This window comes from Sphingomonas astaxanthinifaciens DSM 22298, from assembly GCF_000711715.1.
GTDB lineage: Bacteria > Pseudomonadota > Alphaproteobacteria > Sphingomonadales > Sphingomonadaceae > Sphingomicrobium > Sphingomicrobium astaxanthinifaciens_A.
This window is the reverse complement of sequence record NZ_JONN01000001.1, coordinates 1,107,842-1,134,081: the sequence shown is the minus strand read 5'-3', so window position 1 is coordinate 1,134,081 and position 26,240 is coordinate 1,107,842. Positions and strand designations below refer to the sequence as shown.

Genomic DNA, 26,240 nt, shown 5'->3' with positions numbered 1-26,240 from the left:
TTCTCCTCAGCCCAGCAGCACGACGAAGAGGCAGAGGAAGACCGTGAAGAGGCTCGATCCCAAGACGAGCGCATCGTCGCGGCGCCGCTCGGCGGGAGTGCGCCGCGTATCGCAGCTGGAGGAATTGAAGAGCCTCATCTCGCGGGTCCATCCTGTCGCGTCTGCATGACCATTTGTCATGGACACCTTACATACGCCGATTCGAGACTATGTCAAGCGACCATGACAAAAGGTCCGGCAAGGCTGACAAAAGGTGAGGCTTAATTGACGCGCGCGCTGCGGATGCCGGCTTCGGCGAGGCGCACCTGAACGCTGTCGTCACCGACGAGATGACCGGTGCCGACCGCGACGAACACCACGCCCGGCTGCCGGAGGCGGCGCTCGATCCATTGCGCCCAGGCCGCGTTGCGGTCGACGAACAGCCGCTGATAGGCCTGCGGGGACTGGCGCCGGACTTCGCCGACCACTGCGGCGATGGTGCTGGGATCGCCCCGGTTCCAGCTGTCGACCATCGCTTGCAGGAAGGGCGCGAGCGCGGGATCGGGCGGCGCGGCGGTTACGGCCGGACCGGCGGTCGCGGCGGGGCGTGCCGGCGAGGGCAGGCTGCGATACATGTCGAGCTGCTGGGCGAAGCTCTCCAGCCCGAGCACGGGCTTGCCGACCACCCCCGCCGCGCGCGCCAGCACCTGGTCGGCGCCGAGTTCGACGCTCAGCCCGAGCTTGCGGGCCTCCCCGACCGTGGCCCGGGCCGCCGCGAGGCCGCCCGCCGGGGGCGCGCCGACGCTCGGCAGCTTGTCCGGGACGATCGTCTCGAGGACCAGGGTATCGGCGGAATCGAACGCCCGCTTCACCGCATGGTCGAACCAGTGCGCGCGCCCGTCATGGGTGTGGATCGTCCCGAACAGGAAGATGGTGGTATCCGCGTCGCCCACGACCCAAAGCGCCGGACGGGCGAAGGCGGCGGGGTCGGGAGCAGCCTGCTGCGCGCGTGCCGGCGAGGGGCTGCCCGTCAGCAGCAGGAGGCTCGCGAGAGCCGTCGCGCACAAGCGGGTGCCGCGCACCCAGCCCTTCCACTCCATCTGCGACCCCCCAGCCGCTCATGTTCGCCGCCGAGTGTCGCGAGCGGCCGGGGGCAAGTCAACGCCTTGAAGGCAGTGAGGAAATCACTGGACGCGCGTGACCCGGAAGCCACGCTTCTGGAGCATGGACTGGACCGAATCGGGGCCCGCGAGGTGCCCGGCCCCGACCGCGATCATCACCGTCCCCGGCTGGCCCATGCGCTGCTCGATCCACCGCGACCAATTGGCGTTGCGGCGCTTGAGGAGATTCTCGGCCAGCGCCGGGCTGTCGCTCATCTCGGCGTTGAAGGTTCTGGCGATCGCCTTGACGTCGCCCCGCGACCAGGCGGCGAGCATCGCGTTGAACTGGGTCCGAACCTCGGCCGGATTCTCGAGCGCGCCCTCCAGCAGGGTCCGCTGCGCCGCTTCGGGCAGCACATCGAAGAAGGCAAGCTGCTCGCCATTGGTCTCGAGCTGCCCGATCGGTTTGCCCGCCGCGCTGAAATTCTGCTTGAGGACGGTCTCGACGCCGTCCTCCTGCTTGAGCCCGATCGAGTTGAACTGCGGCCCGAGCAGCATCAGCGCCACCGCCCAGGTCTCGAGCCGGTCGAAGCCCTTGGCCGCCGGCCCCGCCTTGGCGAGCAAGGCGGCGAGCGCGGGGCGCTTGTCGGGCGACACGCGGTCGAGGACGGGCGGCAGATTGGGGCTGAGCGCGAGCTTCGAGAAGGCCGAAGCGAAGCTCGCCGGGTTCTTCTCGTCGACGATGGTCTCGAGGACCAGGCTCTGGCTCTGCTGCGCCGCTTTCTCCAGCGCGGGGCTCCGCCACGGGTAATTGGCGGGAAGCAGGTGGATCGTCCCGAACAGGTAGATGGTGGTGTCGCGGTCGGACACTTTCCACAGCGCCGGGCGCGGTTGCGGGGCCCTTGCCTCCGCCGCACCGCCGGCCGTCACCAGGCCGAGCGCGGCCAGCCCCTTCAGTATCCAGCCGAACGCCATGCACTTGTCTCCCGAACCACTTTCTCCGCTCATGTAGGGTGCCGCTTGCTTGCTCGCCAGCAGGACGACTATGGCCGCGGCCCATGACCGCATCATCGGCCTTGAGCTTCCAGGACCTGATCCTGACCCTCCACCATTACTGGTCGGAGCGCGGCTGCCTCATCCTCCAGCCCTACGACATGGAAATGGGGGCAGGGACCTTCCATCCCGCGACGGTCCTGCGTGCGCTGGGCCCCGATCCGTGGAAATGCGCCTATGTCCAGCCGTGCCGCCGGCCGACCGACGGGCGCTATGGCGAGAACCCCAACCGGCTCGGCGCCTATTACCAGTATCAGGTGATGCTGAAGCCGAGCCCGCCCGACCTCCAGCAGCTCTACCTCGACAGCCTGACCGCGATCGGCATCGATGTCACCGCGCACGACATCCGCTTCGTCGAGGACGACTGGGAAAGCCCGACATTGGGCGCCTGGGGCCTCGGCTGGGAAGTCTGGTGCGACGGCATGGAAGTGACCCAGTTCACCTATTTCCAGCAGGTCGGCGGGTTCGACTGCACGCCGGTGGCGGGCGAGCTCACCTACGGGCTCGAGCGGCTCGCCATGTACATTCAGGGCGTCGACAACGTCTTCGACCTCAAGTTCAACAACGAGGGCGTGACCTATGGCGACGTCTTCCTCGCCAACGAACGCCAGATGAGCGAGTATAATTTCGAGGTCGCCGGGACCGAGCGGCTGTTCGACGCCTTCCGCAAGGCCGCCGACGAGTGCCAGAACTGCCTCGACCGCAAGCTCGCCATCCCCGCCTACGAACAGGCGATCAAGGCCAGCCACATCTTCAACACGCTCCAGGCGCGCGGGGTCATCTCGGTGGCCGAACGCCAGGCCTATATCGGCCGCGTCCGCGACCTGGCGAAGGCGGCCTGCGGGGCATGGCTCGAAAGCCGTCAGGAGCAGGCGGCATGAACGCCCCCTCGACCCGCGACCATGCGCCCTTCGAGGCGCCGCCCGCCGTCGCCACCACCGCCGACTTCCTGCTCGAGCTGCGCTCGGAGGAAATCCCCGCGCGGATGCAGGCCAAGGCGCGCAACGACCTCGCCCGCCTGTTCGCCGAGGAGCTGGCCAGGGCCGGGCTCGAGGCGGGCGCGATCGAGACCTTCGCCACCCCGCGCCGCCTCGGCCTCATCGCTCGCGACCTGCCGCTCGCCACCGCGGCGGTGTCCGAGGAGCTGAAAGGCCCGCGCGCCTCCGCGCCGCCGCAAGCGCTCGAAGGCTTCCTGCGCAAGACCGGGCTCACCGCCGACCAGCTGGTCGAGCGCGACGGCGTGCTGTTCGCGGTGATCGACCGGCCCGGCCAGTCGACCGCCGCCGTGCTGGGCCCCGCGATCGAACGGATCGTCCGCGCTTTCCCCTGGCCCAAATCGATGCGCTGGGGCGCTGCGTCGGCCAGCACCGCCTCGCTCCGCTGGGTCCGGCCGCTGCAGGGCATCGTCGCCTTGCTCGGCGAAGAGATCGTGCCGGTCGCCATCGACGGGATCGAGGCCGGTGCCGCCACCACCGGCCACCGCTTCCATCATCCGGGCCAGATCACCATCGGCAGCGCGACGGACTATGCCGTGAAGATGCGCGCGGCCCATGTCATCGTCGATCCCGACGAGCGCGCCGCCATCGTCCGCGACCGTGCCCAGGCGCTGGCGCTGGAAGCCGGGCTGACCCTCGTCGAGGACGAGGGCCTCGTCGCCGAGAATGCCGGGCTCACCGAATGGCCGGTGCCGCTCCTCGGCCGCTTCGACGCCGACTATCTCGACGTGCCGCCCGAGGTCATCCAGCTCACCGCGCGCACCAACCAGAAATATTTCGTGCTGAAGGACGAGAGCGGCGCGCTCGCCCCCGCCTTCATCTGCACCGCCAACATCGAAGCGGCGGACGGCGGAGCGGCCATCGTCGCGGGCAACCAGCGTGTGCTCGCCGCGCGCCTCAGCGACGCCCGCTTCTTCTGGGAACAGGATTTGAAGGTCCCGCTCGACGAGCAGGCGGCGAAACTCAGGGACATCGTCTTCCACGAAAAGCTCGGCACCGTCGCCGACAAGGTCGCCCGTGTCGCCGACCTCGCCGAATGGCTTGCGATCGAGGCGGTGGTCCCGAATTGCGACCCCGACCACGCCCGCCGCGCCGCCGAGCTTGCCAAGGCCGATCTCGTCACCGGCATGGTCGGCGAATTCCCCGAGCTGCAGGGCCTGATCGGCGGCTATCTCGCCGAGGCGCAGGGCGAACCCAAGGCGGTCGCGCACGCCATCCGCGACCATTACAAGCCGGTCGGCCAGGGCGACGACGTCCCCACCGCGCCGGTGACGGTCGCGGTCGCGCTGGCGGACAAGCTCGATACGCTCCGCATGTTCTTCGACGCCGGCATGCCGCCGACCGGAAGCAAGGATCCCTTCGCGCTGCGCCGCGCCGCGCTCGGCGTCATTCAGCTCGTGACCGCCAACGGCCTGCGCCTGCCGATCGCGTCAGGCGATCTGCTCGACTTCTTCGCCGACCGCCTCAAGGTCCAGCAGCGCGAAGCGGGCGTCCGCCACGACCTCATCGATGCGGTGTTCGCGCTGGGCGGGGAGGACGACATCGTCCGCCTGCTCGCCCGCGTCGCCGCGCTCCAGGCCTTCGTCGAGGGCGGGGAGGGGGGCAATCTCCTTGCCGGCTACAAGCGCGCCGCCAACATCCTCAAGAAAGAAAATTGGGACCTGCCCCGGGTGATGGCCTCGCCCGGCGAGCAGGGCATGCCCCAGACCGGCGAAGAGGATCCGCTGGTCGGGGTCGATCAGTCGCCCGAGCTTGCCGCCGCCATCGCCGGCCAGGCGCTGGGGTCGGACCTGCCGATGGACGCGCCGGCCGAGGAGCGGGCGCTGGTGATGGTCCTCGACGAGGTCGAGCCGCGCGCCGGCAAGGCGGTCGAGGACGAGGACTTCGGCGGCGCCATGGCCGCGCTGGCCAGCCTGCGCGCGCCGATCGATGCCTTCTTCGACAAGGTGACGGTCAACGACAGCGATAGCGCCGTCCGCCGCCGCCGCCTCAACCTCCTCGCGCGCTTCCGCAACGCGGTGCACACGGTGGCGGACTTCTCGAAGATCGAGGGTTAGCGTCTTCCCGGCGAAGGCCGGGACCCCAGCGGACGAAAGCCTTGTCCTCCTGAGGTCCCGGCCTGCGCCAGGACGACGGAAGGGTTAGCGGCGATCGCCGTCGAGCGGACGCCGGTCGTAATCGTCGGGAACGCCATCGCGATCGAGGTCGCGGCGGGGTTCGACATAATCGTCGCGAACCGGGGTCGCCACCGGCGCCGCGACCGGGCGGCTGCGAAGCTCTTCCTCGCGGCGTGCGTCACGCTCGCGCCATTCCTTTTCCTGGGTGGTCCAGTGGGTTTCGCGTTCCTTGAGGCGAGTGTCGAGCGCTTTGCGCTGGGTCACTTCCTCGTTGTAGCGGCTCTTCCATTTGCGGCGCCCGCCGCTGGTGGCCCACATGCCGACCAGCAGGCCGAGCACGAACACCAGGCCGATGATGACCCATTGGTCGGTGGTGAAATTAAGCATGGCGTCCCTCTCGTCACGAATGCGGATGCGTAACGACAAAGACGAGAAGGGCGGCCGATGGTTCCCCATCGACCGCCCCGCCCGGCCCCACTCCGGAACTTAGAGGCTCAGCTCTTGCCGATCATGCTGTCGCTGATCGAGCAGGCCGCCGGGCCGAGAATGACGACGAACAGCACCGGCAGAATGAACAGGATCAGCGGCACGGTCATGATCGCCGGCAGGCGCGCGGCCTTTTCCTCGGCGCGCATCATCCGCTCGTTGCGGAATTCGGCGGACAAGACACGCAGCGCGCTGGCCAGCGGCGTACCGTATTTCTCGGTCTGGATCATGGTCGTGACCACGCCGCGCACCGCTTCGAGGTCAACCCGGTTGGCGAGGTTGTCGAACGCCTGGCGACGCTCGTTGAGGAAGCCCAGCTCGATCGCGGTCAGGCCGAATTCGTCGCCGAGTTCGGGATAGGCCTTGCCCAGTTCGCGGGCGACCCGGCCGAAGGCGGCGTCGACGGTGAGACCCGCCTCGGCGCAGATGACGAGCAGGTCGAGCGCGTCGGGCAGGCCCTTGCGGATCGCGTGGCTGCGCTTGGTGATCTTGTTCTTCAGCCAGATGTCGGGCGCCTTGTAGCTCCCGATCAGCGTGCCCGCGACCAGCGCATATTTCTTGAACGCGCCCCACTCGGGGAAGCTGTCGAAGACATAGACCGCAAGGATCGCCGCGCCGCCCAGCACGATCGGCATGATTAGCCGGCCGAAGATGATGAAGAAGGCGAGGTCCTTGGTCCGGATACCGGCCTGCAGCAGCTTGGTCTGGATCGACTGCAGCTGGTCTTCCTGGATCATCTTGAAGCTGGACAGGATCCCGCGGACCTTGTCGGCCGCCTGGTTCTTGTTGGTCAGCTTCTTGCGCTTGTTGGTCGAGGCGACGATGCCGGCCTTGAGCTGCTCGCGCCGCTCGTTGAGCGCCTTGACGCGGCGCGCCATCGGATCGCGCACGGTGGTCGCGGCATAGACGGCGACCAGCACCGCCATGGTCGCGACGGCGGTCAGCAGGGTCGCGACCCAGATGACGTCGACGCCGAGGAGCGTAGGCCCGGTAGCAACGGGTTCCATGGTTCTCAAACGCCCCCTAAATCTCGAAATTGACCATCTTGGCCATGATGGCCACGCCGATGCTCATCCACACCAGGGCGCCCAGCCCCGCGACGATCAGCCGCTGCTCGGTGAAGAAGCCGCCCATGTAATTGGGGTTGAGCATGTAGACGAGCGTGAACACGATGAAGGGCAGGGCGCCGACGATCATCGCCGAGGCCTTGGCTTCCGAGCTCATCGCCTTGATCTTGAGCTTCATCTGCGCCCGCTTGCGGAGCACGTCGGCGAGGTTCGACAGGGTCTCGGCGAGGTTGCCGCCGGTCTCCCGCTGGATCGCCAGCGTGATCACGAAGAACTGGAATTCGGGCGTGCCGAGACGGTCCGCGACGTCTTGCAGCGCCGCTTCCATCGTCCGGCCGATCTTCATCTTGTCGCTGACCGAGCGGAATTCGATGCCGACCGGACCGCCGATTTCGCCGGCGACGACGCCGAGGGTCTCGGTGATCGGCAGGCCCGAGCGCAGGCCGCGGACCATCAGTTCGATCGCGTCGGGGAAGTTGGCATTGAAGAGCTTCAGCCGCTTGGCGATCATCCGGCTGACCACCAGGTGCGGCAGGCCGATGCCGATGAACAGGCCGAAGGTCAGCGCGAGGGTGATCGGGCCGCCCTTCGCCAGGACGCCGGCGGCGATGACCACGATGAGGCCGACGCTGACCATCGCATAGCGGCCGAGCGAGATGTTGCGCCCGGTCTTCTCGAGCCGGAGCCGCATCAGCGCGGGCTTGGGCACCAGGGTCGAGAACCAGCCCTCGACCTTGCTGTTGCGGTTGGCGAACAGCTTGCGGATCTGGGCATTGGCGGCGACCGCCAGATTGCCCTCAATATGCCGCTCGCGGATCAGCTCCAGCCGCCGCTTGGTCGCCTTGCTCGCACTCGGACCCGAAAAGGACATGACGACGAGCGCCAGCGTTCCGAACAGGCCGAGGCCGAGTAGCAGAAGCGTGAAGGACATTCGTCGTTCCTTATTCGGTCACAGGTGAAGGCGTGGGGCGGACGGCGCTCAGGCCGCCGCCTTCGGCTGCTTGGCCAGCATCGACTTCAGGCTGTCGACCAGGTTCTTGCCGCCGCCCGCCGGGGCGATGGCCTTGACCGTGTCGCCCGAGCCCTCTTCGGTGGCATGGCTCAGCACCATGTTGCACAGCTGGGTGTAGGGCGCGGCCGACTTGCCGCTGGCGATCTCCGCCACCGGCTTGCCGAGCTTGGCGGCCTGGGCGGCGGTCTTGCCGTCCTCGCCGATCACGATGTCGACCTTGCGTTCGATCGACTGCTCGAAGTCCTTGCGGCTGATCTCCAGCGCGCCGCCCGAGGGGACGCGGTTGGCGACCACGATGACCTTGGTCTGCGGCGCATTGCTCTTGAGCCAGGCGAGGATCCGGATCGTGTCGCGGGTCGCAGCCAGGGTGAGCTCGCTCACCACCACCGCGACATGGGCGTCATGGACCATGTGCGGATACTGGATCAGCATGTGCCGCGGCAGGTCGAGCACGGTCGACTCGAAGGCGTTGCGCATCTCCTCCTGAAGCTGGAAGAAGGCGGTGCCGTCGGTCATCAGCGGCTGGTTGATCGGCGCTTCGGCCGACAGCACGCTCAGACGCTCGTTGCAGCGGACCATGGCGCGCTCGATGAACAGGCCGTCGATGCGGCTGGGGTTCTCGATCGCGTCGGTGAGGCCGCGGCCGGGCTCGAGGTCGAGCGCCAGCGCGCCGGTCCCGAAGTGGATGTCGAGATCGAGCAGCGCGGTCGAACGCTGCGCCCGCGAGCCGAGCATCCAGGCGAGGCTGGTCGCCACGGTCGAGGCCCCGACGCCGCCACGCACCCCGACAACGGCCGCCATGATGTGCGGCTTGTCGGCCTGCGCCTCGCCCCGCGGACCCGACAGGATCATCTGGGCATTGGCGAAGGTGTCGCGCAGCTGGTCGACGCTGAACGGCTTGAGCAGATAGTCGTGGATGCCGCTGGCGAGCAGGTCGCGATAGAGCCGGACGTCGTTGACGGCGCCGGCGGCGATCACGATCGTGCCCGGCTCGCAGACTTCGGCCAGCGCGTTGATGTCGTTCAGCGGGTCGGCCGATTCCGACAGGTCCACGAACAGGATGTTCGGGCTGGCCGAAACCGACAGCGACTGCACGGCATTGCGCAGACCGCCCTTGTTGACCTTCTCGGGACTCCAGCCGTGCTCGACTGCGACCGGCCGAAGCATGTCGGCGGTAGCATCGTCGCAGACGAAGGCAGTGAAGGGGTCACGCAGCCCGGCGCGGGCCTGGAACGGGGCGTTCATTACTTGCCTCCCGACTTGGTGCTGATGTCCTTGAGCCCGCCTTCGCCGGTCGGCCGCTGCGAGCGCAGCGATTCGATCGCGCGGGTCCCGACGCGGGGATCGCTGACCGAGCCCGGGTCGCGGCCGCTGACGAGGTCGCTGGGATTGGCGACCATCGCGGCAAGGTTCTTGTTCACCGAGCAACCGTAGTTGCTCATCAGCTCGTTGTTGTAATTGGGGTTGCTCGGGACCGACCAGTTCGGGCAGCCCGGCACGTCGGCGCGGGTGCGGCTGACGACCACGCGCACGGCACCCGGCGGGATCGCGCCCGGCGTGACCGGGGCGCCGTCCGAGACGAGCATGCCGTAGCGGCCGGCGACCCGGGCGATGTCGCCGCGGGCGGCGGCGGCATCGGGACCGTCGACGCTGACCACGTCACCGTAGCTGAGCTCGAGCCCGCGGAACCAGCCGTCGAGGCGCGCGGCCTCGGTCGGATCGAGGTTGCCGCCCGGCGCCGCGGCGTCGAAGGCATAATCGACCCGCGAGACCACCGGCTGGTTGACCGCGACGAGGCCGCGGGCGGGCTCGTCGACCCCGCGATGGACCTGGCACCCGGCCAGCGCGGCCGAGGCGAGGAGCAGGAAGGAAAGCTTGTTGGTCATGGGTGTTTCCTTGCGCTCGGGGGCGTTCACAGCTTGAAGCCGGGGGCGGGCGCCGGGGCCGGGGCCGGAGCCGCGGTGGCCGCGGCAGCGCCGGCGGTGCTCACGGCCATGCCCGGACGGGCCTGGACCGCGACCGGACGCGGGCCGGAGACACCGCTGTAAATCTGGCCTTCCAAGGCGGCGGTTCCGTCACGCGGCACGCGATAGCCGTCGACCGGCGTCGCGAGCTGCCCGTTGACCGGCTTGACCAGATACGGCGTGACCACGATCACCAGCTCGGTCTCCGACTTGCGGAAGCCGGTCGAGCGGAACAGCGCGCCGAGGATCGGCAGGTCGCCGAGGAACGGCGCCTTGCTGATCGTGTTGGACGCGGTCGCCCGCAGCAGGCCGCCGATCATGAAGCTCTGGCCCGAGCCCAGCTCGACCGTGGTCTCGGCGCGACGGGTGGTCAGCGCCGGGACGTCATAGCCGTTGAGCTTGAGCGCCCCTTCGGTGCTGAGTTCGCTGACCTCGGGCCGCACCCGCATCGAGATCCGGCCGTCGGCCAGCACGATCGGAGTGAAGGCGAGGCCGACACCATATTGCTTGTATTCGACGGTGATCGCACCGCCGACGCCCTGGCTGATCGGGATCGGGAATTCGCCGCCGGCGAGGAAGCTGGCGGTTTCGCCCGAGAGCGCGGTCAGATTCGGCTCGGCGAGCGTCGAGGACAGCCCGTCGGTGGCGAGCAGGTCGAGCGTGCCGATGAGGTCGAGGCCGAGAAGCTTGCCGGCGCCGCCCAGGGTCAGTCCGCCGGCGGTACCACCCGCCACGCTGAAGGTCCCACCGGGGGTGATGGCGGCACCGCTGCCCTGGTTCACGCCGAACTTGAACCCGCTGGTCGAGTCGCGGCTGAACAGATTGACCCCGATCTGCTTGAGCGCCGAGCGATTGACCTCGGCGATGCGGACCTTGAGGTTGACCTGCAGCGGCACGGCCGAGCGCAGGCGGCTGATGACCTGGGTGCCGTCGCCGACATAGGCCTGGACCAGTCGCTGGGCTTCGGCGGCGTCGTCGGGCGAAGCCACGGTGCCGGTCAGCAGCACGAGATTGTTCATCGGCGTCGCCTGGATCGCCGCCTCGGGCATCGCCGCGCGGAGCATCTCGTCGACCGAGCTGATGTTGTTCCCGACCCGGACGTTGGCGGCATAGACGACGCGGCCCGACTTGTCGGTCGCATAGACGGTCGTCTCGCCCCGGCCCTTGCCGAAGATGTAGAGCTGGTTCGACGAGCGGACCTGGACATCGGCGATCTGGTCGTTGGCGACGAACAGGTCGGACATCGGGGCCGACAGGCGGACCATGGTGCCGGTGTTGACCGACAGGTTGAGGGTCTCCGACGGGCGGGCAGCCATGGGCTGCGCGGCGGCGGGGCTGGCGGCGAGGCTCAGCGCCGAGGCGCCAAGGGCCAGAGCGGCGAAGGCCGAAGCCAGGCCACCGGTGCGGCGAGAAACGTTGCTCATGTTAGCGAGCCCCCACAGGAACGAAGCTGACGTTGTTGCCGCGAGCAACCCGGACCACCGGACCCGAAGGAGCGGCAGCCGCACCCTGGGCGGCGGGAGCGCCACCCTGGGCGGCGCGGATCATCTCGCCGGTCATCTTGCCGATGGCGCCGAGTGCCTCGGCGGCACGGTCCGACTGCTTGGCGGGCACGGTGCGGCGCTGGAAGCGCGACACGTCGCCGCCGGTGGCAAAGGTCGGAGCGGTGTCGATCGGCTGGTTGGCGACCGCCAGCAGCATCTTGCGCTCGTCGGCGGGGTTGGTGCCGGCGGGCACTTTGACCTGGCCGCTGGCGACCAGCCGCTCGAGATCGGCGCCATTGTCGGCCAGGCTGCGGAGCGCGAGGCTCAGCTGGCCCAGGCTCTGCGCCACGGCGACCTTCTCGGCGATCTTGGGCGTCACCTCGAGGGTGACGTTGGAGTAGGTCTTGACGACGGGCTTGCCGTCCTCGCCCTTGCTGTCGGTGCGCTGCTCGGTGGCGAGCACCCGCAGGTTGCGGATGATCGTCTCGGACACCTTGAGCGCCGGACCGTCGCCGCCGCCCGTGACCGTCTGGGTCAGGACCATGTCGACGCGGTCACCCGGGAAGACGAAGCCGGCGACGCCGCTGTTGTCGTTCACGGGCACCGTGACGGCGCGCATGCCGGGGCTGAGCGCCGCAGCGAGGAAGCCGCGATCCTGCGGACCGACGAGCGAGCCGCGGGTCAGCGGCTGGCCGGCGGTGATCGCATTGCGAACCACCATGCCGATCAGCTTGCCGGCGTCCGCATCGGGCGCGCCTTCGCTGTAATAGGCCTGCTGCATGAGCTCGGCTGGCCAGGGCTGGAAGGTGAAGCTCTCCGCATCCACGATCGTCCCGACCGGGAGCGGCTTCTTCGCCACCAGGATCTTCGGGCCCATCGGCACGGCCGCAGCCTGCGCCTCGGGCGCGGAAGCGCCGGTGAACATATTCTTGGCCATGACGGCCGTCACCGCCGCAACCAGCAACGCTCCCACCAGAAGCGCGATCTTCTTCACATCCATGGCGACTTCCGCCCCTTCCTCACTCACGTAGGAAAATTGTCGAACGCCGCACCAATCGGCCAAAATGGTTAAGATATGGTTCGGCGAACTTCCCCCGGACCGGCCTCGCGACCGCTCCACCCGTGCAGACTGGACGAAAGGCCTTTCCAACCCGTAACCGGCCCGGGATGCATGATACCGAGGTCCTGATCGTCGGCGCTGGAATTGCCGGGGCGAGCCTCGCCGCGGCGCTGGCGTCACGGCGCTCGGTCACCTTGGTCGAGGCCGAGGCCCAGCCCGGCTATCACTCGACCGGCCGCTCGGCAGCTTTCTGGCACGAGGGCTATGGCGGCCCGCTGGTCGCCCCGCTCACCCGCGCCAGCCGGCCGCTGCTCGAGGCTGGCGGCTATCTCGACCCGCGTGGCGCGATCCATCTCGCCCGCCCCGGCGAGGAAATCGCGCTGGTCGAGGGCGTCGCCGTTCGTCCGCTGTCCCGCGCCGAACTCGAGGAACGGCTGCCCGGCCTAGCACCGTCATGGACCCACGGCGCACTGGAGGAGGGACTCGCCGACATCGATGTCGCCCGGCTCCACGCCGATGCGCTCGCCACCGCCCGCCGGGCCGGCGCCCGCGTCCGGACTTCGGCCGCCTTTGCCGCTGCGACCCGGCTGGCCGCGGGAGGCTGGTCGGTCCGGCTCGCCGACGGGACTGCCATCACGGCCGGCCTCATCGTCGATGCGGCGGGGGCCTGGGGCGATGACGTCGCGGCGAACTGCGGGATCGCCCCGCTCGGCCTTGCGCCAAAGCGCCGGACCATGGTCCAGCTGCGCCTTGGACGCACAGGCCTCAGGCGCCTGCCGCTGGTCGTCGGCGCCGACGGCAGCTTCTATTTCAAGGGCGAGGGCGACCGGACGATTTGGCTAAGCCCGCATGACGAGATCGACAGCGCGCCCTGCGACGCCGCCCCTGAGGAGCTCGACGTCGCAATCGCCATCGACCGCTTCCAGCACGTCGTCGACTGGCCGATCGAAAAGGTCGAGCGGCGCTGGGCGGGACTGCGCACCTTCACCCCCGACCGGGTCCCCGCCATCGGCGTCGACCCCGCCGAGCCCGGCTTCTTCTGGTGCGTCGGACAGGGCGGCTTCGGAATCCAGACCGCGCCCGCCGCCGCGCAGCTCGGCGCGGCGCTGATCCTTGGCGACAGCGACCTTCCCGCCGGGGTCGAGCCCGGCACCTACGACCCGGCGCGCTTCCGCTAGCTTCGCAGCGCGTCGGCCGCCGCGCAGGCGAGCTGGTCGGCCCGTTCGTTCTCGGCGTGGCCGGCGTGGCCCTTGACCCATTTCCAGTCGATCCGGTGCCGCTCGGCCGCCTGGCAGAGGGCCTGCCACAGCTCGGCATTCTTGACCGGCTTCTTGTCGCTCGTCCGCCAGCCGTTGCGGCGCCAGTTGTGGACCCACTTGGTGATGCCATCGCGGACGTACATGCTGTCAGTCGAGAGGATGACGTGGCACGGGCGGGTGAGGGCGTTCAGCCCTTCGATCGCCGCCATCAGCTCCATCCGGTTGTTGGTCGTCGGGCTCTCGCCGCCCGACAATTCCTTCTCGCGCGCGCCCATGCGGATCAGCACGCCCCAGCCGCCCGGGCCCGGATTGCCCTTGCAGGCGCCGTCGGTGAACATCTCGACCTTCGGGAGGTCGGAAGGGGAAGGGGTCACGCGACCAGTTCGCGCGGCAGCTTGAAGGTCAGCCCCTCGGGGACATGCTCGGCTTCCTCGGTGGTGAGGAGAAAGCGTTCGGACAGCGCCTCGATCACCTCGTCGACCAGCACCTCGGGCGCGCTCGCCCCGGCGGTCAGGCCGACGGCCCGCGGCTTGCCCAGCCACTCCCAGTCGATCTCGACCGCGCGCTGGATCAGCCGGGCCGGCACGCCCTCGCGCTCGGCGACCTCGGCCAGCCGCAGCGAATTCGAGCTGTTGGGCGCGCCGATCACCAGCATCTTCTCGACCTTGGGGACGATCGCCTTGACCGCCGCCTGCCGGTTGGAGGTCGCGTAGCAGATGTCCTCGCCGCGCGGCGCCTTGATCGAAGGAAAGCGCGCGTGGAGCGCGGCGACGATCGCGGCGGTATCGTCGACCGACAGGGTCGTCTGGGTGAGGAAGGCGAGATTCTCGGGATCGGCGACGTCCAGGGTCGCCACATCCTCCTCGGTCTCGACGAGCGTCATGGCGCCCGCGGGCACCTGGCCGAAGGTGCCGATCACCTCGGGGTGGCCGGCATGGCCGATGAAGATGATGTGCCGCCCGGCCTCGATCAGTCGCTGTGCCTGGCGGTGGACCTTGCTGACCAGCGGGCAGGTCGCGTCGAGATAGTCGAGGCCGCGATCCCGCGCCTCGGCCGGAACCGTCTTGGGCACGCCATGGGCCGAGAAGACCACCGGCACGCCGTCGGGCACCTCGCTCACTTCCTTGACGAAGATCGCGCCCATCGCCTTCAGCCGGTCGACCACATATTTGTTGTGGACGATCTCGTGGCGGACATAGACCGGCGCGCCGTAGCGCTCGAGCGCGAGCTCGACGATCCGGATCGCCCGCTCGACGCCGGCGCAGAAACCGCGTGGCGCGGCGATGATCAGGTGAAGCGGGGAACGGCCTTCGAGCATGCCGGCCATGTAAGCGATCGCTTGCCTGCCGAGAAGGGCCTTCCTATGAGCCTGTTCCCATGAAGATGTCGCATCGGGCCCTGTCGGCCGCCGCCCTTGCCCTTGCCCTCGGTGCCTGTGCCCGCGACGGGACCATCGCCGACAACGGGGTCTACGTCACCCGCACCGGCTGCCCGCAGGTGGCGATTCCCGCCGCGACCGGCGACGTCACCCTGTTCGATCCGGCGACCAGCCGCGACAGCCGCGCGATCGACGTGGTGGCGACCATCACCAATTTGCGCGCGACCTGCACCGAGGACGCGGCCAATGTCGTCAGCACCGCGACCTTCGATGTCGTCGCCACGCGCCGCGATCCCGGCGCCGCGCGCCAGGTCGTGCTGCCCTATTTCGCGGTGGCGGTGCAGGGCGGGACCAATCTCGTCGCCAAGAAGGTCGGCGCGGTCGCGCTCGACTTCCCGGCCGGTTCGCTGCGCGCCCAGACCAGCAGCCAGACCACGGTCCGGGTCGCCCGCTCGGCGGTGATGCTCCCGGCCGACATCCAGCGCGAGCTGACCCGCGAGCGCCGCCCCGGCGACGCCGACGCCGCGGTCGACCCGCTGACCGATCCGCGCGTCCGCGAGGCGGTCGCCAAGGCGACCTTCGAACAGCTGGTCGGCTTCCAGCTCTCGACCGACCAGCTCCGCTATAACGCTACGCGCTAAGCGGCGCCCGCGTCGCGATCAGCCAGGCGGGGACGAGGGCCGCGGCGATGCCCACGACCGTCATCCACACCGGCTGCGGAACGCTGAACTGATTGGCGATCACGCCAAGCGCAATGAAACCCCCGACGACCCAGGGGCCGCCGCGCCACCTGGCCAGGCGAAGCGCCGCCGAGCTTCCGACAAGCGAGCCCGCGGCCCAGGCGATCAGCACGGACACGAGCATCGGGGTGGTGGGGGAGGACGAGTCGCCCCCGATCGCAACATGCGCAACCCATTCGATGAGCATGATGTTTGCCATGCCAGCGACGATGCCGCCAAGGGTCCCGAAGATCCGCCGCAGCATCAGGAGGCCGGCCTCAATTCGTTTGCCGGCAGCGGCTGGAGCGCCCGCTCAAGCCCGAGCCTTGCCACCTTGCGGCCCATCGCTTCGCCCGCCTCGTTGCTGAAGCGATAGTGCACCCCGCCCAGCGTCCGCGAAAAGCTGACCTGGCGCGCCCATTCCTCCCAGTCAGGGGTGACCTGCACCGCCGACGTGCCGAGCGAGCCGCTGGCGATCCGCACGCCCCAGGCTGGCTTCCTGCCGCCGACCGCGGCCATCAGCTCGGCGACCGCGCCCGCCCCGATGCAATGGCCGCACGGATATTCCGGGTGATTGGGCGTATTGATCAGCGGGACCCAGGCCGGGTCTGCGGTCGTCGCCGGATTGTCGTCCTTGTCGGCGTTGCGGATCGCGGTGATCGGCCGCCAGAAATCATAATGCAGCTTGCCGTCCGACATCGCCATGCCGGCGTCGTCACCGATCATGTCGTAGAGTGCGAATATCCGGGCATTGTCGACCAGCCGGCGCCCGCTCTGGTCCATCAGTTCCCTGAGCGCCGGCATTTCGTCGCTGTTGATCCGGTAGCGCGCCATCAGCGTCTGCGTCGGCGTGCGCTCCTGGCTGTTCATCGCGCCCAGCCGCTTCACTTCGTCGAGGTCGCGGGCGTAGCGCTCGCTGGTCAGTGGCGGCGGCGGCGCGGGCCGCACTTCGCTTGCGCTCCGCAGGACCCACGGGCGGTAGGCCACCGAATAGGGGCCGATCACCGGTAGCGCGGTCGGCACCCACTGACCGGGCGCCGCGGCGGGCCGATAGTCGGACTGCTTCACCGTCGAATCGATGTCGGGCAGGGCGAGCACCGCGGCGGCGGCCTGCCTGCCGATCGCAATGGCGCTGGCCTTGGCCGGTCCCTCGGCGATCCCGGCCAGGGCAAGGTCGTAGCTTTCCTGGACCGCGGTGCGGTTCGTGGGCGCGAGCTTCAGCAGCACTTCGGTTGCAGCGGTCATCGCCGCGGCCTGCTGGTCGGCATCGGCCGCCCCGACCGGCAGGCCCACATAGCTTCGATAGCGATGGTCGATCGCGTTCAGCGCCTCGAACATCGCCAGCGCGACCTTGGTCTCGCTATGGTCGCCCTGCCCATCGCGGATGATGGTGAGTTGTCCCTGTGGCGGCCGCTCGGGCAGGGCCTTTCGCGCGAAATCCATCCACTCGCAGATGGTGTCGGCGTGAGCGGGTACGGCCGCGCCGAGCGCGAGCGTGGTGGCGAGCAGCAGCCTGATGTGACGCATCGGTCGATCCCCCTGACAATGCGGACCCGAAACTATCACAGCTTGGCCCGGCCCAAAGTGTAATCTTCACCCCTGGCCTCAAGGCGCGTTGACTTGGAGGCACCGCCCCCTAGAGCCGCACTCAGCCAGTCCGGCGGCAACGCCGGGCGACTCGCGCGGGAGAGGCCCTGGCTCGACCAGGGCGCCGAAGGAGCAACCGCCCCCGGAATCTCTCAGGCAAAAGGACCGCGCGTGGTCGAAGGTCGTCTGGAAAGTGCCGCGGCTCCGGCCCCGGCCGCCGAAGGGGTAACCTCGCCCGTAGCGGGGGAAAGCTCTCAGGCGCCAAGGGACAGACGGGGGTTCGAATGCTCTTTCGTCGCGCGGAAACGGGCGGGGGAGGGCCGAACCTCTTGGAGTGTCCCCGTGGCCGACGTGCTCGAAACCGACCTGAACTCCCTGCCGCTCGACGGCTGGCACCGTGGCCGCGGCGGCCGGATGGTGCCCTTCGCCGGCTACCACATGCCGGTCCAGTATGAGGGCATCATCGCCGAGCATCGCTGGACGAGGACCCACGCCGGCCTGTTCGACGTCAGCCACATGGGGCAGATCCTCGCGCCGCTCGACCAGACCGAGGCGCTCGAGCGGCTGCTTCCGGGCGACCTCCAGGCGATGAGCGAGGCCCGGCCCAAGTACAGCCTGCTGCTGAACGAGGCCGGCGGGATCCTCGACGACCTGATGATCACGCGGCGGGCCGACGGCTGGTACCTCGTCGTCAACGGCGCGACCAAGCATGGCGACATGGACGTGCTCCGCGCCGCCGGGGTCGCCTTCACCTATCTCGAGGACCAGGCCCTGCTCGCGCTCCAGGGGCCCGAAGCGGTGGCGGTGATCGCGGCGCATGCGTCGGGCGTCGCGGAGTTGGGCTTCATGCAGGCCGGCGCCTTCTCGCTCGGCGGGACCGAGGCGTGGATCAGCCGCTCCGGCTACACCGGCGAGGACGGGGTCGAGATCTCCATTCCTGCCGCGGCCGCCGAGGCGGTCGCCGACCTGCTCCTCGCCGACGAACGGGTCCGCCCCATCGGGCTCGGTGCCCGCGACTCGCTCCGGCTCGAGGCGGGGCTCCCGCTCTACGGGCACGACCTCGACGAGACGACCACCCCGGTCGCCGCCGACCTCCTGTTCGCGATCAACAAGCGCCGCCGCGCCGAGGGCGGGTTCGCCGGGGCCGACCGGATCCTCGCCGAGCTCGAGCAGGGCCCTGTCGCGAAACGCGTCGGCTTCACCGTGGAGGGCCGCCAGCCGGTCCGCGAGGGCGCCCGGATCCTCGACGACGAGGGCAATGAGGTCGGCCGGGTCACCAGCGGCGGTTTCTCGCCCAGCACCGAGGCGCCGATCGGCATGGGCTATGTCGCGGCCCACCTTGGCCAGCCCGGCACTGCGCTGACGCTCGAGCAGCGCGGCAAGCTCTTCCGCGGGACCGTCGCGACGCTCCCGTTCGTTCCGCATCGTTACCATCGCAAGGGGAAAACCGCATGAGCCTCCACTTCACCAAAGAGCATGAGTGGATCCGGGTCGAAGGCGACACCGCCACGGTCGGGATCACCGACCATGCCCAGAGCCAGCTTGGCGACATCGTCTTCGCCGAGGCGCCCGAAGCCGGCAAGCAGCTGACCAAGGGCGGCGACGCCGCGGTGGTCGAATCGGTCAAGGCCGCGAGCGACGTCTATGCGCCGGCGAGCGGCGAGGTGGTCGAGGCCAATCCGGCCATCGCCGACGATCCCTCGATCATCAACAGCGACCCCGAGGGGGCCGGCTGGTTTTTCAAGCTTCGCCTGTCGGACCCGGGCGAGCTCGACGGCCTGATGGACGAGGCCGCCTACCGCGACTGGGTGGCGACGCTCTGAATGACCCAATCCCCATCCTCGTTCGCCCTGAGCGAAGTCGAAGGGCGCCTGCGCAAGCGTGCTTCGACCTCACTCGGCACGAACGGTCCGGGGTTGCTGACTTCATGACCACCGACATTCTCTCCACCTCGAGCTGGGACGCTGCGGATTATGCCCGGGTCGGCGGCTTCGTGCCGGCGCTCGGCGCGGCCGCGCTCAATCTGCTCGCCCCGCAGCCGGGCGAGCATATCCTCGACGTCGGCTGCGGCGACGGGACGCTCACGCTCCGCATCAAGGAAGCCGGGGCCGACGTGGTCGGCATCGACAACAGCCTGTCGATGATCGCGGCGGCCAAGGCCAAGGGGCTCGACGCGCGGCTGATGGACGTCGCCGACCTGCGCTTTTCCGAGGCCTTCGACGCCGCATTCTCCAACGCCACCCTTCACTGGGTGCTCGACAAGGAACGCGCCGCGCGCGCCATCTGGTTCGCGCTGAAGCCCGGTGCGCGCTTCGTCGGGGAGATGGGCGGGGCGGGCAACCTTGCCGCGCTTCGCCGCGACCTCGACGACGAACTGGTCGCGCGCGGCTTCGGCCCGCCGACCTATGCCGCCAACTGGTATCCGACCGTGGCCGAGTTCACCGAGCTCTACGAGAGCGTCGGCTTCCGCGACGTCGATGCCGAGCTGATCGACCGCCCGACCCCGCTCGACCATGGGGTCGAAGGCTGGGTCCTCGCCTTCCGCAAGGGCTGGCTCGACCGGGCCGGCGTTCCCGAGGACCAGCGCCCCGCCATCGCCGCCGCCGTCGCCGAGCGCCACGGCAGCAACATCGCCGATTACGTCCGCCTCCGCTTCACCATGAGAAAGCCCTAGATGCGCTATCTTCCCCTGTCCGATGCCGACCGGTCGGCGATGCTCGAGACGATCGGCGTCGCCCATGTCGACGACCTGTTCCGCGATGTTCCGCAAGAGGCCCGCCTCGATGGCCCGATCGCCAAGCTTCCGTCCCATGCGACCGAACTCGAGGTCGAGCGCCACCTCTCGGCGCTCGCCCGCAAGAACGTGCCGGCGGGCGAGGTGCCCTTCTTCCTCGGCTGCGGCGCCTACAAGCACCCTGTCCCCGCCAGCGTCGATCACCTGATCCAGCGCGGCGAGTTCCTGACCGCTTACACGCCCTACCAGCCCGAGATCGCGCAAGGGACGCTGCAGGTCCTGTTCGAATTCCAGAGCCAGGTCGCCCGGCTCATGGGTTGCGAGGTCGCCAATGCCTCGATGTACGACGGCTCGACCGCCTGCTGGGAAGCGATCGGCATGGCCCGGCGCATCACCCGCAAGTCGAAGACGCTGATCTCGAGCGGGCTTCACCCGCATTACGTCTCGGTCTGCAACACCATGGCGAAGTTCACCGGCGACACGCTCGAGACCGCCGTCCCGACGCTGACCACCGAGACCGACATCGACGACCTCATCGGCCGGATCGATGACGAGACCAGCGCGGTCGTGGTCCAATATCCCGATATCCTCGGCCGGGTCGCGGACCTCTCGGGCCTCGCCCAGGCCGCCCAAGCCAAGGGCGCGCTGCTGATCGCGGTGGTCACCGAGCCGGTCGCGCTCGGCCTGCTCAAGAGCCCCGGCGAGATGGGCGCCGACATCGTGGTGGGCGAAGGCCAGTCGATCGGCGTCGGCCTCAACTTCGGCGGTCCCTACGTCGGCCTGTTCGCCTGCCGCGAGAAGCACATCCGCCAGATGCCCGGCCGGATCGCGGGCGAGACCATCGACGCCGACGGCCGCCGCGGCTTCGTCCTCACCCTCTCGACCCGCGAGCAGCACATTCGCCGCGAGAAAGCGACCAGCAACATCTGCACCAATGCGGGCCTGTGCGCGCTCGCCTTCTCGATCCACATGACCCTGCTCGGCGAGAAGGGGCTGCGGCAACTGGCCGAGCTCAACCACGCCCGCGCGGTCGAACTGTCGCAGCGTCTCGCCGCCATCCCGGGCGTCGAGCTCGTCAACGACCTCTTCTTCAACGAATTCACGCTGAAGCTTCCGGTCGAGGCGCGTCCCGCCGTCCACCGGATGGTCGAGAAGAACGTGCTCGGCGGGGTCAGCCTTGGCCGACTCTATCCGGGCGAAGCGGCGCTCGCCAACGGCCTCGTCGTGGCCGTCACCGAAACCGCGACCGACAAGGACATGGATGCGCTGGTTGAAGCGCTGACGGAGGCAGTCAAGTGACCATCAACCAGAGCGGCTGGAAGCCCACCACCCCCATCGCCTCGGCGACCGACACCGGCACCGTCACCGGCAATCGCGCGCTGATGCTCGAGGAAGCGCTGATCTTCGAGATCGGCGACACCGACCGCACCGGCGTCGACATCGCCCCGGCCAGCGCCGACACCGGCCGGCTCGGCACGCTCCTTCGCTCGGCTCCCATCGGGCTTCCCGGCCTCACCGAGCCCGAGACCGTCCGCCACTACACCCGCCTGTCGCGGCAGAATTACGCCATCGACCTCGGCCTCTTCCCGCTCGGCTCGTGCACGATGAAGCACAATCCGCGCCTGAACGAGAAGGTCGCGCGGCTGCCCGGCTTCGCCGACATCCATCCGCTCGCGCCCAAGGAAACGGTCAAGGGCGCGATCGAGCTGATCAACGAGCTCGCCTTCTGGCTGGTCGACCTCACCGGCATGCACGGCGTCGCGATGAGCCCCAAGGCCGGCGCCCATGGCGAGCTCTGCGGCCTGCTCTGCATCCGCGCCGCGCTCGAAGCCCGCGGTGACGCGCGCCAGGTCGTGCTGGTGCCCGAGAGCGCGCACGGCACCAACCCCGCCACCGCGGCCTTCTGCGGCTACCGGGTCGAGAACATCCCCGCGACCGCGGCCGGCCGCGTCGACCTCGAAGCGCTCAAGGCCCGGCTTGGTCCCGACGTCGCCGCGGTGATGATCACCAATCCCAACACCTGCGGCCTGTTCGAGCCCGACATGAAGGCGATCAGCGATGCGGTCCATGCCGCCGGCGCCTTCGTCTATTGCGACGGCGCGAACTTCAACGCGATCGTCGGCAAGGTCCGCCCGGGCGACCTTGGCGTCGACGCCATGCACATCAACCTCCATAAGACCTTCTCGACCCCGCACGGCGGCGGCGGGCCGGGCTCGGGCCCCGTGGTGCTGTCGGAAGCGCTGGCGCCCTTCGGTCCCTTGCCCTTCACCGCCCGCTATGCCGACGGCTCGGTCAAGCTGATCGAGGAAGAGGAAGCGGGCGAGGAGCATCCGCACACCTTCGGCCGGATGACCGCCTTCCACGGCCAGATGGGCATGTTCACCCGAGCGCTCTCCTACATCCTCAGCCACGGTGCCGATGGCCTGAAGCAGGTCGCCGAGGACGCGGTGCTCAACGCCAACTACATCCTCCGCAGCCTCGAGGACGTGCTCGACGCGCCCTTCGCTTTTTCGGGCCCGTGCATGCACGAGGCTTTGTTCAGCGATAAGGGCTTTGCCGACGGGATCAGCACGCTCGACCTCGCCAAGGCGCTGATCGACGAGGGCTATCACCCGATGACCATGTACTTCCCGCTGGTGGTGCATGGCGCGATGCTGGTCGAACCGACCGAGACCGAGAGCAAGGCCGCGCTCGACCAGTTCATCATGGCGCTGCGCTCGGTGGCGGAGCGTTGCCGCGCGGGCGACGAGAGCCTCAAGTCCGCGCCGGTCCATGCCCCGCGCCGCCGCCTCGACGAGACGCTCGCGGCGAGGAAGCCCGTGGTCGCCTGGAAGGAGCCGGTCCCCGCCGCGGCCGAGGCGCCGACCCCGAGCGAGGTCGGCGACCGCTAGGCGAACGAGGGGAGGGCGCCCGGACCGGCGCCCTCCGCCTTCGTCCTACTTCTTGGCGGCGGCCTGCGCCTTCAGCGTTGCGGGGTCGGGAAACAGCACCCGCAGCGCCGCGATCACCTCGTCGGCATTGTAGTAGAGTTCGGGCGCGAAGCCCTTGTCGCCGAGCTTGCCCGGCCGGAAGCTCCCCGCGAACAGGCTGTCGGCCATGATCGGCTGGAAGACGAAGCCCGGCTGGCCCTGCGCCTTGCTCATCAGCGCCGCGTGCAGGAGATAGGCCTGCTGCGCGACGTCGGGCGCGAGGCCATATTGATACATCAGCTGGAACGGGTCCTTGCTGTCGGCCTTCTTCTTGAGGATGAGCCGGCTCTTGTCGGTCTGCCAGATGTTCTTCGACAGCCCCGTGTAGGACGCCGGCGATTGGGCCGAGGTCAGGTTGGAGAATAGCGTCTTGTTGTCGCTGTCCTTGGCCAGCAGCGCGGCCTTCTTGGCTTCGACCCGTTCGGCCCACAGCTGTTCGGGCGTCTTGGCGAGCCCGCCGATCAGCTCGTCCGCCGACGCGCCTTCGCGCAGCTGCCGGTTGACCGCGCTGACCGCGCCATAGGAAGGCGACACCCATTGCGAGCGCGCCGAGAAGAGCCGGCGTGCGGCCTTGACGTCGCCTTTGTGCGCGGTATCGAGGATGCCGTAGAGGTCGAGCAGCTCGACCAGCTCGGACTGGCTGTCTTCGGGTTTGCCTGCCGCGGTCCGGGCCTCGCTATTGGCCCTGGCCGCCGTCGCCCGCGCCGCCGCAATCTCCCAATTGCCTGCGAGCGCATGGCTGATTGCCGCCTGCGCCATGAGCGCGCTGTTGTTGGTCTCGGGCGTGTGCACCGTGTCGAAGTCGATCAGCGCGTCGCGCAGCTTCGCCGCCTCGGCATAGCGGCCGGCCTGTTCGAGCCGGCTCGCGCGGCCGACCCCGGTCACCCAGAAGAGCCGCGTCATGGCCTGCGCCCGCTGGTCCTCGATCGCCGCCGGCTGCGCGACGAAATTCTGGTAGTCGTCGAGGTCGGCGAGCCCGAACAGGGCATAGCGCTGCGCTTCGGTCATCCGCAGCGACACCGCCTGCGCTTCGGCCGCCTTGCCCTGGCGGAACAGGATCGCCGCCTCGAGCTGGTCGAACGAGCGCCCGCGCGAGCGCTGCCAATAGGGGTCGCGGGTCAGGCCCGCGGCCTCGGCCTCGCGCCGCGCCATGGCGACGTCGGCCATCGCCGCATCGTAATTCTTGGCTTCGATCTGGTGGATCGCGCGGCCGAGGATGAGGCCGATCCGGCGATTGGGATTGCCCTCCTTGCGCTCGCCCTCGATCAGCGAGGAACAGGCGGCGACGCCCGCGGCACCGGAGAGCCGCTTGGAAGCGTCGGCGCTTTCGGGCGCCTTGGCGAACAGGCCGAGCAGGGTGACCGCGCCCAGCAGCCGCGCGGCCATTTCGCCGTCGGTCATGTTGTTGGGCTGGCCGTCGCACTGGAGATAGGCCGAGCCCGCGGGTTTGGCGGGCGCGGTGACAACGGGCGGCGGAGCGACCTGGGCGGTCGCGGCAGTGGCAAGCAACTGGCTCAGCGCAGCCGCGCCGAGCAGGACATGACGAACGGACATGAAAAGCAAACTCCCCCTGTAGTGCCGCGGTTGGAGCCGAGCGCCGGGGGCGAAGTCAACAGGTTGAGGGAGTGCTCCGCAGCCGGTACGGCAAGGTCATGAACTGGCCGTGGCTTTTCGGTGTCACCAACCTCGTCGCCGTGATCGGCTGGGCCTTGCTGCTGTTCGCGCCGCGCCGGCCTGGCACCTATTCGGTGATCCTGTTCGGCGGGGTGGGGCTTCTCTGCCTGACCTATGCGGTCCTGCTGGTCCTGCTGGTCGGCGGCCTCGTCGATCCCGGTGCCGCGGGCACGCGGCCGTTCGACTATTCGGACTACAGCATCGGCGGGATCCGCGCGCTGTTCGGGACCGATGCCGGCGTGGTGGTGGGCTGGACCCATTATCTCGCCTTCGACCTGTTCGTCGGGCTGTGGATCTCGCGCGATGCGGACAACAAGGGGTTCGGCCGGCTGGTGCAGGCGCCGTTCCTGCTGCTGACCTTCCTGGCCGGTCCGCTCGGCCTCATCCTCTGGCTGTTCGTCCGCGAACGCCGCGCCCGGGCGCTGGCCCGCGCAAAGACGCCCAAGTGAAGCGCACCGCCCCGGCGGCGAGCCGCAACCGCGATCCGATCCTGGCCGTGCTGCGCGAGTGGCTTCCGGCATCGGGACTGGTGCTCGAGGTCGCCAGCGGCACCGGCGAACATGCGATCGCCTTCGCGGCTGCTTTTCCCAACCTCGACTGGCAGCCGAGCGACCCCGACCCGGAGGCACGCGAATCGATCGCCGCCTGGCGCGCGGAGGAGGGAACCCCGAACCTGCGCCCGCCGCTCGCGCTCGACGTCGCCTCCGATAATTGGCCGGTCACCGAGGCCGCGGCGATTGTCGCGATCAACCTCGTCCATATCTCGCCGCCCGAGGCGAGCATCGGCCTGCTCGACGGCGCGGCGCGGCTGCTCGCGCCGGGCGCCCCGCTGATCCTCTACGGGCCCTGGCGGGTGCGGGGCGAGCCATTGGTCCCGTCCAACCTCGCCTTCGACGCCGCGCTCAAGGAGCGCGATCCGCGCTACGGCCTGCGCGAACTCACGAGCTTCGCCGCCGAGGCCCGGGATCGCGGGCTCGTCCTGGCCGAGCGCCGGGCGATGCCGGCCAACAATCTCAGCTTGCGCTTCGTGCGCGCCGGCTGAGCGTCCAGGCGACCCCGACCCAGGTCAGCCCGAACAGCCAGCCCCCCAGCACGTCGGTCGGCCAGTGGACGCCCAGCATCGGCCGGCTCGCGCCGATCATCAGGCTCAGCACCACCGCGCCCGCGAGCGCCTCGCGTCGCCAGCGCTCGGGCGCGACGAACAGCGCCAGCGCGAGGAAGGTCGTCATGCTGTTGGCCGAATGCGCGCTCGGGAAGCTGTTCGAGAGCACGGTTACCGGGTGCGCGTCGAAGCTTGGTCGCGGCCGCCCGACCAGCAGCTTCAGGCCCTCGACCGCGAGACGCCCGCTCAGCACGGTCGCGGCGAACAGCAGCGCCGCGCGCCGCTCGCCACGCCATAACAGCCAGCCCGTCGCCAGCGCCACGAGTGAGAGAAGGACCGCGAACCCGCCCAGCTGCGTGAAGACGACCAGTGCCTGAGTCGCGCCCGGCGCGCCCGCCCGCCACGCGGTCCACCAGAGGACCACTCCACGGTCGAAGCCCGAGCCGGCCCCTCCCACCAGCGCCAGCAGGGTGAAGAATGCCACGGCGGCAAGCGCAAAAA

General features: G+C 69.3%; 27 protein-coding genes and 1 riboswitch. Of the genes, 11 read left to right on the top strand and 16 right to left on the bottom strand.

Annotation, left to right across the window (positions count from 1 at the left end):
* Positions 1-6: 6 nt before the first annotated feature.
* The 3 genes from BS69_RS14620 to BS69_RS0105705 form a co-directional block, all read right to left on the bottom strand.
* Positions 7-138 (bottom strand): hypothetical protein, encoded by a 132-nt coding sequence (locus BS69_RS14620; protein ID WP_281169695.1) that lies wholly within the window; start codon positions 136-138, stop codon positions 7-9.
* 122 nt (positions 139-260) lie between these two features.
* Positions 261-1,061, bottom strand: coding sequence for a TraB/GumN family protein (locus BS69_RS0105710; protein ID WP_169738062.1), 801 nt, complete (start codon positions 1,059-1,061; stop codon positions 261-263).
* A 102-nt stretch (positions 1,062-1,163) separates the two neighbouring features.
* On the bottom strand, positions 1,164-2,054 hold the full coding sequence (locus BS69_RS0105705; protein ID WP_029941010.1) for a TraB/GumN family protein: 891 nt from the start codon (positions 2,052-2,054) through the stop codon (positions 1,164-1,166).
* Between the two features lie 83 nt (positions 2,055-2,137).
* Here BS69_RS0105705 and BS69_RS0105700 point away from each other — a divergent pair, with 83 nt between their 5' ends.
* Positions 2,138-3,013 (top strand): glycine--tRNA ligase subunit alpha, encoded by an 876-nt coding sequence (locus BS69_RS0105700; RefSeq protein WP_029941009.1) that lies wholly within the window; start codon positions 2,138-2,140, stop codon positions 3,011-3,013.
* A gap of 104 nt (positions 3,014-3,117) precedes the next feature.
* Positions 3,118-5,184 (top strand): glycine--tRNA ligase subunit beta, encoded by a 2,067-nt coding sequence (gene glyS, locus BS69_RS0105695; RefSeq protein WP_051676740.1) that lies wholly within the window; start codon positions 3,118-3,120, stop codon positions 5,182-5,184.
* 84 nt (positions 5,185-5,268) lie between these two features.
* On the opposite strand, the gene BS69_RS0105690 is transcribed toward glyS, so the two are convergent.
* The 7 genes from BS69_RS0105690 to cpaB all read right to left on the bottom strand — a co-directional run bounded on the left by BS69_RS0105690 (position 5,269) and on the right by cpaB (position 12,257).
* Positions 5,269-5,631 (bottom strand): hypothetical protein, encoded by a 363-nt coding sequence (locus BS69_RS0105690; RefSeq protein ID WP_051676570.1) that lies wholly within the window; start codon positions 5,629-5,631, stop codon positions 5,269-5,271.
* A 107-nt stretch (positions 5,632-5,738) separates the two neighbouring features.
* Positions 5,739-6,737, bottom strand: a complete 999-nt coding sequence (locus BS69_RS0105685) for a type II secretion system F family protein (protein ID WP_029941006.1) — start codon at positions 6,735-6,737, stop codon at positions 5,739-5,741.
* 16 nt (positions 6,738-6,753) lie between these two features.
* Positions 6,754-7,728 (bottom strand): type II secretion system F family protein, encoded by a 975-nt coding sequence (locus BS69_RS0105680; RefSeq protein WP_029941005.1) that lies wholly within the window; start codon positions 7,726-7,728, stop codon positions 6,754-6,756.
* A gap of 48 nt (positions 7,729-7,776) precedes the next feature.
* Positions 7,777-9,054, bottom strand: coding sequence for a pilus assembly protein CpaE (locus BS69_RS0105675; protein WP_029941004.1), 1,278 nt, complete (start codon positions 9,052-9,054; stop codon positions 7,777-7,779).
* On the bottom strand, positions 9,054-9,695 hold the full coding sequence (locus BS69_RS0105670) for a CpaD family pilus assembly protein (protein ID WP_029941003.1): 642 nt from the start codon (positions 9,693-9,695) through the stop codon (positions 9,054-9,056). Before BS69_RS0105670 ends, BS69_RS0105675 begins: the two co-directional genes overlap by 1 nt.
* Before the next feature lie 26 nt (positions 9,696-9,721).
* Positions 9,722-11,197 carry a type II and III secretion system protein family protein gene (locus BS69_RS0105665; RefSeq protein ID WP_029941002.1) on the bottom strand — a complete coding sequence of 492 codons (1,476 nt, stop codon included), beginning with the start codon at positions 11,195-11,197 and terminating at the stop codon, positions 9,722-9,724.
* 1 nt (position 11,198) lies between these two features.
* Positions 11,199-12,257 (bottom strand): Flp pilus assembly protein CpaB, encoded by a 1,059-nt coding sequence (gene cpaB / locus BS69_RS0105660; RefSeq protein WP_029941001.1) that lies wholly within the window; start codon positions 12,255-12,257, stop codon positions 11,199-11,201.
* Between the two features lie 167 nt (positions 12,258-12,424).
* Between cpaB and BS69_RS0105655 the strand changes: the two genes are divergently transcribed.
* Positions 12,425-13,495, top strand: a complete 1,071-nt coding sequence (locus BS69_RS0105655; RefSeq protein WP_029941000.1) for an NAD(P)/FAD-dependent oxidoreductase — start codon at positions 12,425-12,427, stop codon at positions 13,493-13,495.
* Here the strand turns inward: BS69_RS0105655 and rnhA are convergent.
* Both rnhA and ispH read right to left on the bottom strand, forming a co-directional pair.
* Positions 13,492-13,914 carry a ribonuclease HI gene (gene rnhA, locus BS69_RS0105650; RefSeq protein WP_029940999.1) on the bottom strand — a complete coding sequence of 141 codons (423 nt, stop codon included), beginning with the start codon at positions 13,912-13,914 and terminating at the stop codon, positions 13,492-13,494. The genes BS69_RS0105655 and rnhA overlap by 4 nt on opposite strands.
* A 32-nt stretch (positions 13,915-13,946) precedes the next feature.
* A complete protein-coding gene (gene ispH, locus BS69_RS0105645; RefSeq protein WP_029940998.1) occupies positions 13,947-14,903 on the bottom strand; it encodes a 4-hydroxy-3-methylbut-2-enyl diphosphate reductase in 957 nt (318 codons plus the stop codon).
* Between the two features lie 50 nt (positions 14,904-14,953).
* Between ispH and BS69_RS0105640 the strand changes: the two genes are divergently transcribed.
* Entirely contained in the window at positions 14,954-15,595 is a 642-nt protein-coding gene (locus BS69_RS0105640) for a hypothetical protein (protein WP_245605115.1), read from the top strand.
* On the opposite strand, the gene BS69_RS0105635 is transcribed toward BS69_RS0105640, so the two are convergent.
* Together BS69_RS0105635 and BS69_RS0105630 are read right to left on the bottom strand one after the other, a co-directional pair.
* Entirely contained in the window at positions 15,585-15,938 is a 354-nt protein-coding gene (locus BS69_RS0105635) for a hypothetical protein (RefSeq protein ID WP_029940996.1), read from the bottom strand. The two genes, BS69_RS0105640 and BS69_RS0105635, sit on opposite strands and share 11 nt — an antisense overlap.
* Complete coding sequence (locus BS69_RS0105630; RefSeq protein ID WP_051676569.1) at positions 15,938-17,200, bottom strand: vanadium-dependent haloperoxidase; 1,263 nt, start codon at positions 17,198-17,200, stop codon at positions 15,938-15,940. The genes BS69_RS0105635 and BS69_RS0105630 overlap by 1 nt, the downstream gene beginning before the upstream one ends.
* A 146-nt stretch (positions 17,201-17,346) precedes the next feature.
* A riboswitch (glycine riboswitch) is annotated at positions 17,347-17,438 on the top strand.
* Positions 17,439-17,602: 164 nt separating this feature from the next.
* On the opposite strand from BS69_RS0105630, the gene gcvT reads away from it, so the two are divergent.
* The 5 genes from gcvT (at position 17,603) to gcvPB (ending at position 22,885) form a co-directional block, all read left to right on the top strand.
* Entirely contained in the window at positions 17,603-18,715 is a 1,113-nt protein-coding gene (gene gcvT / locus BS69_RS0105625) for a glycine cleavage system aminomethyltransferase GcvT (RefSeq protein ID WP_037504395.1), read from the top strand.
* Positions 18,712-19,083: a glycine cleavage system protein GcvH gene (gene gcvH / locus BS69_RS0105620; RefSeq protein WP_029940993.1), complete on the top strand. Its 372-nt coding sequence runs from the start codon at positions 18,712-18,714 to the stop codon at positions 19,081-19,083. Before gcvT ends, gcvH begins: the two co-directional genes overlap by 4 nt.
* Before the next feature lie 104 nt (positions 19,084-19,187).
* Entirely contained in the window at positions 19,188-19,934 is a 747-nt protein-coding gene (locus BS69_RS0105615; RefSeq protein WP_029940992.1) for a class I SAM-dependent methyltransferase, read from the top strand.
* Positions 19,935-21,293, top strand: a complete 1,359-nt coding sequence (gene gcvPA / locus BS69_RS0105610) for an aminomethyl-transferring glycine dehydrogenase subunit GcvPA (RefSeq protein WP_029940991.1) — start codon at positions 19,935-19,937, stop codon at positions 21,291-21,293.
* Positions 21,290-22,885, top strand: a complete 1,596-nt coding sequence (gene gcvPB, locus BS69_RS0105605; RefSeq protein ID WP_029940990.1) for an aminomethyl-transferring glycine dehydrogenase subunit GcvPB — start codon at positions 21,290-21,292, stop codon at positions 22,883-22,885. The genes gcvPA and gcvPB overlap by 4 nt, the downstream gene beginning before the upstream one ends.
* Before the next feature lie 45 nt (positions 22,886-22,930).
* On the opposite strand, the gene BS69_RS0105600 is transcribed toward gcvPB, so the two are convergent.
* Entirely contained in the window at positions 22,931-24,517 is a 1,587-nt protein-coding gene (locus BS69_RS0105600; protein WP_029940989.1) for a hypothetical protein, read from the bottom strand.
* Between the two features lie 98 nt (positions 24,518-24,615).
* On the opposite strand from BS69_RS0105600, the gene BS69_RS13200 reads away from it, so the two are divergent.
* Together BS69_RS13200 and BS69_RS0105590 are read left to right on the top strand one after the other, a co-directional pair.
* Complete coding sequence (locus tag BS69_RS13200; RefSeq protein WP_037504393.1) at positions 24,616-25,086, top strand: ABA4-like family protein; 471 nt, start codon at positions 24,616-24,618, stop codon at positions 25,084-25,086.
* Positions 25,083-25,679, top strand: coding sequence for a DUF938 domain-containing protein (locus BS69_RS0105590; RefSeq protein ID WP_029940987.1), 597 nt, complete (start codon positions 25,083-25,085; stop codon positions 25,677-25,679). The genes BS69_RS13200 and BS69_RS0105590 overlap by 4 nt, the downstream gene beginning before the upstream one ends.
* Here BS69_RS0105590 and BS69_RS0105585 read toward each other — a convergent pair.
* Positions 25,651-26,223, bottom strand: a complete 573-nt coding sequence (locus BS69_RS0105585) for a phosphatase PAP2 family protein (RefSeq protein ID WP_169738061.1) — start codon at positions 26,221-26,223, stop codon at positions 25,651-25,653. The genes BS69_RS0105590 and BS69_RS0105585 overlap by 29 nt on opposite strands.
* Positions 26,224-26,240: the final 17 nt, after the last annotated feature.